Source organism: Bradyrhizobium sp. 142 (assembly GCF_023074015.1).
In the GTDB taxonomy this organism is placed as follows: domain Bacteria; phylum Pseudomonadota; class Alphaproteobacteria; order Rhizobiales; family Xanthobacteraceae; genus Bradyrhizobium.
Genome location: NZ_JADPKQ010000002.1, coordinates 1 through 1,753 on the forward strand (window position 1 = coordinate 1; position 1,753 = coordinate 1,753).

General features: G+C 64.3%; 1 pseudogene. It reads right to left on the reverse strand.

The features are described from left to right. Positions 1 to 92: 92 nt before the first annotated feature. Positions 93 to 1,223, reverse strand: a pseudogene (locus IVA82_RS00065) (IS256 family transposase); the annotation flags it as partial. Positions 1,224 to 1,753: the final 530 nt, after the last annotated feature.

Consider the following 1,753-nt stretch of genomic DNA (forward strand, 5'->3'; position numbering starts at 1 on the left):
CATCGTGACCAAGCGATGCGAGTTTGCGGCTCAGGTGATGTGCGCCGACGCAGGCTTCCATGCCGATCAGGCAAGGCGGTATATTGGCGAGCCGCGCTTATCCATCGCAAGGCCATACCGGCATCCCGCCAGCGTTTGACGTTGCGCGTGACGCGGCGAATGGTGCCCATCATGTTCTCGGCGATATTGGTACAGGCGAGCGATCGACGAAGCTCCTTCGTCAACTTCAACCGGACGACAGTCAGGATTTCGTCGAGGCCTTCGAGGATACTGGCCGCAACGCCGGGCCATTGCTGGTCGAGTCGACGCGCGAGATTGCGGATCAATTTTTCAGCCTTGTCGGCGTCATCGAGCTCCCAGGCCTGGCGCAGCACCCGGCGGGTGGCCGCATGATGCTCTTTCGGCAGGCGTTACATGATGTTGCGCGCCTTGTGGATCTGGCAGCGCTGGATCGCAGCGGCCGAACCGAAGGTGCGGCGGATCGCCTTCGACAACGCCTTCGCGCCGTCGGCGATGAACAGTCTTGGCACCGTCGGGTCGAGCCCGCGCGAGACCAGGTTGTCCAGCAGGGCCTGAACCGTTGCTGCATTCTCGGTCGCCCCTTCCACCAGCGCCAGCGGATGCTTGTTGCCTTCGCCGTCAACCCCGATCGCGGCCACCAGCACGAGATCGTCGTCGAGATGCAGCCCGTCGATTTGGACCACCAGAAGGTCGAGCGCGGACAGATCGGCAGCCATGAAGTCGGCCAGCCGCGCCGCCGACAGCGCCACGAACCTCCGCGAGGCCGCCGACTTCGAAATCCCCGATCCGGGCGGTGCCGGCACGTCACCCTCGGGCAGCCGGACGGCGCGGCCGAACCGGCGCGTCGACACATTGATCAGCATCAGGTTCATCGCCCAGCGACCGAGCCAGTCCTCCTGCGCCGCCGTTTCCCAGCTCGGGATCGTGACCTCGCGGCCGTCCATGCCCCGGACCCGCGGGCGATCGACCTCGATCTTGCCGCCGTGGAAACCGATCCGCCCCCGCGTTCGGCCCCAACGGTGCGCCCGCCGCGCCGCATCGCGACCGTGGCGCGGCCCGCAGGCATCCGCCTCCATCATCGTGCCGAGCGCCTCGATCCCTGCCGCAAGGCAGAACCGATCGAAGCTCGCTCGCACTTCCGCAAACGCTTCGTCCACAGCCCCGGTCGCCGGCCAACCAGCCGGTGTGATATCTCTCGTCATGGCGTTGCTCTCCTTTGTGGAATCAGCACCCCGAGCCTACCGGCTCAAGGTGGGCAACGCCGACCTCTTCAGAAATTCAACAGAACCCGGGACATCCCCCTTGCCAACAGTGCATCCGGTCTGTCCGATTTGCACGCTACAGCGCGCAGGAGTTAACCGCGGCATCAGAGAGCCTTTTGTTTGGCACCGTAGGCGACATAGATCGACACATCCGGGCAATTGGACGACGCGCAGATGACGTCGAAACAAGTCAGCAGAAACCTCATCAGCTACCACAAGGCAGCGCCTTCCTGGTAAGCCCGCGTCGACACCAAGGTCGCGCCATGGAAATGCCTATGCCCATCTCGCTCAGCGGGGCTTTTTCCGATTGTGGCGCAGATCATCAAGGCACATGCAGGAACCATGGTTGACAATGATAACAGCCCGGACGCGCTGCGGTTGCTGCCCTGGCCATGCCCGTGCTGTGGCGCGCACATGATCGTCATCGAGAGCTTCGCGCCCGGCTGCGAGCCGAAGTGGCGGTCGACACC